7 protein-coding genes are annotated in these 6,959 nt (G+C 70.3%); 6 read left to right on the top strand and 1 reads right to left on the bottom strand.

Features of this window, described 5'->3' with window-relative positions; all coding sequences use genetic code 11:
• The 5 genes from VKH46_04350 to VKH46_04330 form a co-directional block, all read left to right on the top strand.
• On the top strand, nucleotides 1-218 hold a 218-nt coding region (locus tag VKH46_04350), incomplete at its 5' end, for a hypothetical protein (protein ID HKB70050.1).
• Nucleotides 215-2,515 carry a DUF255 domain-containing protein gene (locus VKH46_04345; protein ID HKB70049.1) on the top strand — a complete coding sequence of 767 codons (2,301 nt, stop codon included), beginning with the start codon at nucleotides 215-217 and terminating at the stop codon, nucleotides 2,513-2,515. The genes VKH46_04350 and VKH46_04345, both read left to right, overlap by 4 nt.
• Nucleotides 2,515-4,110, top strand: a complete 1,596-nt coding sequence (locus VKH46_04340) for a hypothetical protein (GenBank protein HKB70048.1) — start codon at nucleotides 2,515-2,517, stop codon at nucleotides 4,108-4,110. Before VKH46_04345 ends, VKH46_04340 begins: the two co-directional genes overlap by 1 nt.
• Nucleotides 4,107-4,490, top strand: a complete 384-nt coding sequence (locus tag VKH46_04335) for a DUF962 domain-containing protein (protein HKB70047.1) — start codon at nucleotides 4,107-4,109, stop codon at nucleotides 4,488-4,490. Before VKH46_04340 ends, VKH46_04335 begins: the two co-directional genes overlap by 4 nt.
• A gap of 38 nt (nucleotides 4,491-4,528) precedes the next feature.
• Nucleotides 4,529-5,056, top strand: a complete 528-nt coding sequence (locus VKH46_04330; GenBank protein ID HKB70046.1) for a cysteine dioxygenase family protein — start codon at nucleotides 4,529-4,531, stop codon at nucleotides 5,054-5,056.
• 14 nt (nucleotides 5,057-5,070) lie between these two features.
• On the opposite strand, the gene VKH46_04325 is transcribed toward VKH46_04330, so the two are convergent.
• Nucleotides 5,071-5,871, bottom strand: a complete 801-nt coding sequence (locus VKH46_04325) for a TIGR00730 family Rossman fold protein (protein HKB70045.1) — start codon at nucleotides 5,869-5,871, stop codon at nucleotides 5,071-5,073.
• 87 nt (nucleotides 5,872-5,958) lie between these two features.
• On the opposite strand from VKH46_04325, the gene VKH46_04320 reads away from it, so the two are divergent.
• Nucleotides 5,959-6,891 (top strand): ABC transporter ATP-binding protein, encoded by a 933-nt coding sequence (locus VKH46_04320; protein ID HKB70044.1) that lies wholly within the window; start codon nucleotides 5,959-5,961, stop codon nucleotides 6,889-6,891.
• Nucleotides 6,892-6,959 lie beyond the last annotated feature (68 nt).

Below are 6,959 nucleotides of genomic sequence, written 5' to 3'. Positions count from 1 at the left end.
TCCTCGCCGGCGTTCGGGAAGAGGGGCTCACCGTGCCGCTGCCGCTCGACCAGATCTCGCTCTCCCGCGTCGTCTCCGCCGTCTCCCCGGACCTCCTCGGCGTGGCGGAGGGGAACGACCGGGTCGCGCGCGTCCTCCGGCGCTCGTTCCGGAAAGTCGTGGCCGAGCGGGACGTCGTCCTGAACTTCACGCTCAGCGACATCGCCGGGCGGCGATGATCGTCGCCGGCGCGCGCCGGGGAAAGGGCGCCCGCACGGCCCCCCGGAGGCTCCTCGCCGCCGCCGCGACGATGATGCTAGCCTCGGCCTCGATGGCCGAGCCCAACCGCCTCGCTCGCGAATCGAGCCCCTATCTGCTCCAGCACGCGAACAACCCGGTCGACTGGTATCCCTGGGGAGACGAGGCGTTCGCGAAGGCCAGGAAGGAAGGGAAGCCGATCTTCCTCTCCATCGGCTACTCGACCTGCCACTGGTGTCACGTGATGGAGCGCGAGTCGTTCGAGAACGAGGAGATCGCCGAGCTCATGAACCGCGATTTCGTCTCGATCAAGGTCGACCGGGAGGAGCGCCCCGATATCGACAACGTCTATATGACCGCATGCCAGCTCCTGACCCGCTCGGGCGGGTGGCCGCTGACGGCGGTCCTCACCCCCGAGGGCCGGCCGTTCTTCGCCGGGACGTACTTCCCCCCGGGCGATCGATTCGGCCGGCCGGGAATGCGCACGCTCCTGCCGCGCGTCGCGGAGTACTGGAAGAGCCACCGGGCCGAGGCCGAAGCCCAGTCGAAGGAAGTCGAGGCCGCCGTGCGCGCGGCGATCGCGTCGCCGCCGAAGGAGAACGCGGCGCCGCTCGACGCCGCCTTCTCGGCGTCCGTCGAGGAGGACCTCGCGCGCCGATTCGATCCGCTCCACGGCGGATTCGCCGGAGCGCCGAAGTTCCCGCCGCACGGCGCGCTCGAATATCTCTCCGGCCGCGCCGACGGGCGCGCGGCCGCCATGCTCCGCCGCACGCTCGACGGGATGCAGGACGGCGGCGTCTTCGACCAGGTCGGCGGCGGGTTCCACCGCTACTCCGTCGACGCGGAGTGGTTCATTCCTCACTTCGAGAAGATGCTCTACGACAACGCGCAGCTCCTCTCCACGTACGCCGCCGCGTCGCGGCGCTTCGGAGACGCCCGCTACGGCGACACCGCGCGCGCGATCGTCGCCTGGCTCGAACGCGAGATGAAGACGCCGCAGGGCGCGTACGCATCGGCGCTCGACGCCGACTCGGAAGGCGTCGAGGGGAAGTACTACCTCTGGACCGCCGCCGAGATCGATTCCGCCCTCGGACCCGCGGAAGCGCCGCTCTACCGGGAAGCGTTCGGCATCAGGGACCGCGGGAACACTCCCGCCGAATTCGAGGAAGGACGGGGGAAGAACCTCCCGCGCCGCGTCGCGAGCGACGAGACTCTCGCGAAGACGCACGGCGGCGACGCCGTATCGATCCGCCGCCGTCTCGAGGGGGACGACGAGCGGCTCGAATCGATCCGCACGCGCCGGGTGCATCCCTCCCGCGACGACAAGGTGCTCACCTCGTGGAACGCGCTGGCGGTCGCGGCGCTGGCCCGCGCCTCGCGCGACCTCTCCGAGCCGAGGTTTCTGGCGATCGCCCGACGCGTCGCCGATTTCCTCCTCGCGGTCCACGTGTCGGGAGACCGCGTCTTCCACGGGTCGCGCGGAGGGACCGCGAAGATCGGCGGGTTCCTCGACGATTACGCGTTCCTCGCCGACGCGCTTCTCGACCTCTCGGAAATTTCGGGCGACGCGTCGTACGCGGAGCGCGCCCGAGGCATCGCCGGCGAGATGCTCCGCCTCTTCCACGACCCGAAGGGGGGCGGCTTCTTCCAGTCGGCAGCGCCCTCTTCGGGCGAACGCGACCTGCTCGCGCTCGCCAAGGAATACCTCGACCAGGTCGAGCCCTCCCCCAACGCCGTCGCGGTCCGCGTGCTGCGCCGGCTCGACCGGATGCGGCCCTCCCCCGCCTGGCGGGCCGCCGCCGCGGCGACGCTCGCCTCGGCGGCGCCGTATGCGCGCACGTTCCCCACCGCCGCGACGTCCTTCGCGATCCTCGCCGCCGGAATCGAGGCGGGACCCGTGCGGCGGGCGGCCGCCGCGGCACGCGGACCCGTCCGGGTCACGGTCGAACGCCGCGCGGACGAGATCGCCGTGCGCTTTTCCCTCGACGCCGGGTGGCACGTCCAGAGTCATACGCCCGCGCGCCCGGACCTCGTCCCGACGCGCGTCTCCCTGCGCCCCCCGGGCGCGGCCGCGCCCCGGTATCCCGAACCGCGGACCGCCTCCGTGGCGGGCGAGAAGCTCTCGGTCTATTCGGGCGACTTCCTCGTGACGGCGAAGGCCGCCGGGGACGCCCCGGCCGAAGTCGACGTCGAATTCCAGGCATGCGATGATTCGCGCTGCCTCGCGCCGGAGAAGCTCGAGCTCGAGGCGCCGGGCCTTTCGAAGGAGAAACGATGATGCGCCGCGCGATCTCCGTCCTCCTCGTCCTCGGATCGATCTGCGCCGCCGCGGCGGCGCAGGAGCTCTTTCCCGGCGTCGGCAACGTCCATCACCCGATCTCGACTTCGAGTCCCGAGGCGCAGAGGTTCTTCGACCAGGGGCTCGACTTCCTGTACGGGTTCAACCACGACGAGGCCGTCCGCTCGTTCGAGCGGGCCGCGGCGCTCGACGCGAAGGCGGCGATGCCGCTGTGGGGGATCGCGCTCGCGCTCGGGCCCAACATCAACCTCGACGTCGACCCCGAGCACGAGAAGAAGGCGTTCGACGCCGCGCAGAAGGCCGTGGCGCTCGCCGGAAATGCGCCCGAGCGGGAGCGGGCCTACGCGCGCGCCGTCGCGCGCCGCTACTCGTCCGATCCGAAGGCGGACCTTCCGGCTCTCGCGGCCGATTACGCGAAGGCGATGGGGGATCTCTCGCGGAAGTATCCCGACGACCTCGACGCGGCCACGCTCTGGGCCGAGAGCCTGATGGACCTGCGGCCGTGGAAACTCTGGAAGGCCGACGGGACGCCGGAGCCCGGGACGGAACAAATCGTTTCGATCCTGGAATCGGTGCTCGCGCGCGATCCCGCCCACCTCGGCGCGAACCACTATTACATCCACGCCGTCGAGGCCTCGGCCCATCCGGAGCGCGCGCTCTCGAGCGCCGTGCGGCTGGAGACGCTCGCTCCCGCGTCGGGACATCTCGTCCACATGCCCGCGCACATCTTCATGCGGACCGGAAATTACGCCGGCGCGATCGCGGCCAACGAGCGCGCCGCCGCCGCCGATCGCGCCTACATCGCGAAGACCCGCGCCGAAGGGATCTACCCGGCGATGTACTACAACCACAACCTCCAGTTCCTGGCCGCCGCCGCCATGATGCAGGGCAAGCGCGCGGAAGCCGGGAAGACCGCCGACGAGCTCGCCGCCAACGCGGCGCCGATCGCGAAGGAAATGCCGATGGCGGAATTCGTCGTGCCGATGCCGCTCTTCGTCGACCTCCGGTTCGGCGACTGGGACGCGGCGCTCGCCGCTCCCGACCCCGGCCTGCCGCTCGCCGGCGCGATCCGGCGCTTCGCGCGCTCCTGGGCCTGCGCCGAGAAGGGGGACCGCGCCGCGGCCGAGCGGGAAGCCGCCGCGTTCGCGGAGGCGCGCAAAGCCGTCGCGCCCGATGCGATCTGGGGAAACAACGCCGCGTCCGACGTGCTCGCCCTCGCCGCCGCCGCTCTCGAAGCGCGGCGCTCGGAGATCGACCGGCGCGGCGACGCGCTCGCGGCCTGGAAGAAAGCGGTCGCGCTGCAGGACGCTCTCGCCTACGACGAACCGCCGGCGTGGTACTACCCGGTGCGCGAGAGCTGGGGATCGGCGCTGCTGCGCGCGGGAAAGGCCGCCGAGGCCGAAGCGGTCTACCGGGAGGATCTGCGGCGAAACCCGCGAAATCCCTGGTCGCTCGCCGGACTTCGAGCGAGCCTCGAAGCCCAGCACCGCGCCGAAGAGGCCCGGAGCGCCGAGGCGCAGCTCCACGAGGCTGCCGCCGGCGTCGAAACGGCGGTCTTTCGGCCCCGGCCATGACCGGCGAGGGCCGATTCGCCGATTTCGAAGGTTTCTGGCCGTTCTACGTGAGCCAGCATTCCCGCGTCTGGACGCGCCGGCTGCACTTCGCGGGAACGACGGGCGCGATGGCGATCCTGGCGGCGGCCGGGCTCCTGCGGCGGCCCGCTCTCGCGGCCGTCGCTCCGCTCGTCGCGTACGGCCTCGCGTGGTTTGCGCACTTTGCGATCGAGAACAACCGGCCGGCGACGTTCCTCCACCCCTGGTGGTCGCTGCGCGGGGACTTCCGGATGTTCTCGCTGATGCTCCGCCGGCAGATGAATGCCGAGGCGGCGCGGCTCCTTCGCGCTCCGGCGCCGCGGGGACCGGCCTCGCCATCTCTCCCCAGCGAGGCGCGGTGAGCCGCGAGCTCGACGCGCGGCTGATAGAATCCCGCTGAATGAATCTGCCGCAACGGATCGAGGCCTTGCTGCGAGAGCTCGGCACGCGAGCGGAGCGGCCCACCCCGGGATCCGTCCTCCTCCCCGTCGCGCGAGAAGTCGAGCCCTGTCTCGACCGCATCCGTTACAGCGGCGAGCGCTACATGCGCCACCCCGTCTACCTCGGCGCCGACTGGGAAGTCATGCTGATCGCGTGGGAGTCGGGGCAGAAGACGCCGATCCACGACCATCGCGGCGTCATGGGATCGATGCTCGTCCTGTCGGGCGGTCTCGTCGAAGAATGTTTCGAGACGCCCCGGGACCGGCCCGAGCTCCTCGAGCGGTCCGACCGCGCGTCGGGAGACAGCTGCCTGACGAGCCCCACGCTCCTCCACCGTCTCTTCCCACGACGCGGGCGGTCTCTGTCTCTCCACGTCTATCGCCCGCCGCTGCGCGAGATGGGAATCTGGGAGGCGGACGGGATGAAGGAGATCCGGGCCTCCGAATACGATCTGCCCGGCGATACCCTCGCCCGCGCCATCGGCTGACGCGACCGCTGGCCCTAACGTCGAGCGGCGCGGAACGGACCCCGGGCCCTGGCGGGGTGCGCGGGCTCTCCCAGGATCTTCGACCGCGACGGCGCTTTCCGCCGCAGCCCGAACTGCTCGACCGCGTGCTTCTCGATGTGCCGGATCGCCTCGTCGATCGAGTCGGTGAGGAGGATCAGGTGGAGGTCCTCCCGGGCGATCGTCGCCTCGTCGACCATCTTCTCGAGCATCTCCTTCATCGGATCCCAAAAGGCACGCTCCATGACGACGACGGGGAAAGACAGGATCTTCTTCGTCTGGATCAGCGTGAGCGCTTCGAAGAGCTCGTCGAGCGTCCCGAGCCCTCCCGGCATCACGACGAACGCGTACGAGTACTTCACCATCATCACCTTCCGCATGTAGAAGTGATGGAAGGTGATCCAGCGGTCGAGATACGGGTTGGGCTTCTGCTCCTTCGGGAGCTCGATGTTGCACCCGACGGACGGCCCGCCGGCGTCGCGCGCGCCGCGGTTGGCCGCCTCCATGATCCCGGGCCCCCCTCCCGTCATCACCGTGAAGCCGAGCTTCGCGAGACGGCGGCCCATCTCGCGGGCGACGCCGTAATAGGGGTGGTCCTCCTTGAACCGCGCGGAGCCGAAGACGCACACGCACGGTCCGACGAAATGAAGCGCCCGGAAGCCCCGGATGAACTCTCCGAGGATCTGCAGCACCGATCGGAGCTCCGCGAGCCGCGATCGCGGACCGGCGAGCAACCCTTCCGGGCGGGGCGTCTCGGGCTTCGCGAACCGGTCGATCCGGTCGGAGGGGCGGTCCATCGAGATCGATCATAAGGGAAGGGCCGGCGGGGACTCCTTTTCGCGCAACGACGCCGGAAAGACGCGTTGTGGTAGAAAGCCGGAATCGTGAATTCCGAAGCTTCCCCCGCGATCCGCTGCCGCGACCTGCGCAAGGCGTTCGGCGCCGTTCGGGCGGTCGACGGGATCGACCTCGAGATCCCGCGCGGCGAATGCTTCGGGCTGCTCGGACCCAACGGCGCCGGGAAGACGACGACGATCGAGATCCTCGAGGGGCTGACGCCGCGCGATTCCGGCGAGGTCGAAATCCTGGGGCTGCGCTGGGATTCCGACGCGCGCGCGATCCGGCGGCGGATCGGCGTGTCGCTCCAGGAGTCGCGCACGACCGAGAAGCTCACGGTCTTCGAGACGCTCCGGCTCTTTCGGTCCTTCTACGACGACGGGATCGACCCGGAGGAGGCGATGCGATTCCTCTCGCTCGAGGAGAAGCGCAACACGTGGGTCATGAAGCTTTCCGGCGGTCAGCGACAGCGGCTCGCCGTCGCCTGCGCGCTCGTCGGCGACCCGGAGGTGCTCTTCCTCGACGAGCCGACGACCGGTCTCGATCCCCAGAGCCGCCTCCAGCTCTGGGATCGCGTGCAGGACCTTCGCGAGCGGGGAAAGACGATCCTCCTCACGACGCACTACATGGAGGAGGCCGAGCGCCTCTGCGAGCGCGTCGCGATCATGGATCACGGCCGGATCATCGCGGAGGGCACCCCCGCCGAGCTGATCGGGCGTCTGCATGCATCGAACATCCTCGAGTTCTCGAGCGAGCCGGTGATCGAGGAGCTCGACGTCCACGCGATCGCGGGCGCGCGCGAGACCCGGGTCCGCGACTCGCGTTGGCTCGTCTCGGTCGACTCGCTGGTCACCGCGATCCCGTCGCTCTTCCCGATCCTCGAGCGGAGCAACGCGCGCCTCGTCACGCTCTCGACTCACCGCGCGACGCTGGAGGACGTGTTCGTCACGCTGACCGGGAGGGAGCTGCGCGATGAGTAGACCTCACCCCCCCGCCCCCTCTCCAGTTGGAGAGGGGGAGAAGAGACCTCCCCCCCCCGCCCCCTCTC

This window comes from Thermoanaerobaculia bacterium, assembly GCA_035260525.1.
Lineage (GTDB): Bacteria > Acidobacteriota > Thermoanaerobaculia > UBA5066 > DATFVB01 > DATFVB01.
Note: the sequence above shows the minus strand (reverse complement) of the source record. Positions and strands in the feature narration are given on the sequence as shown.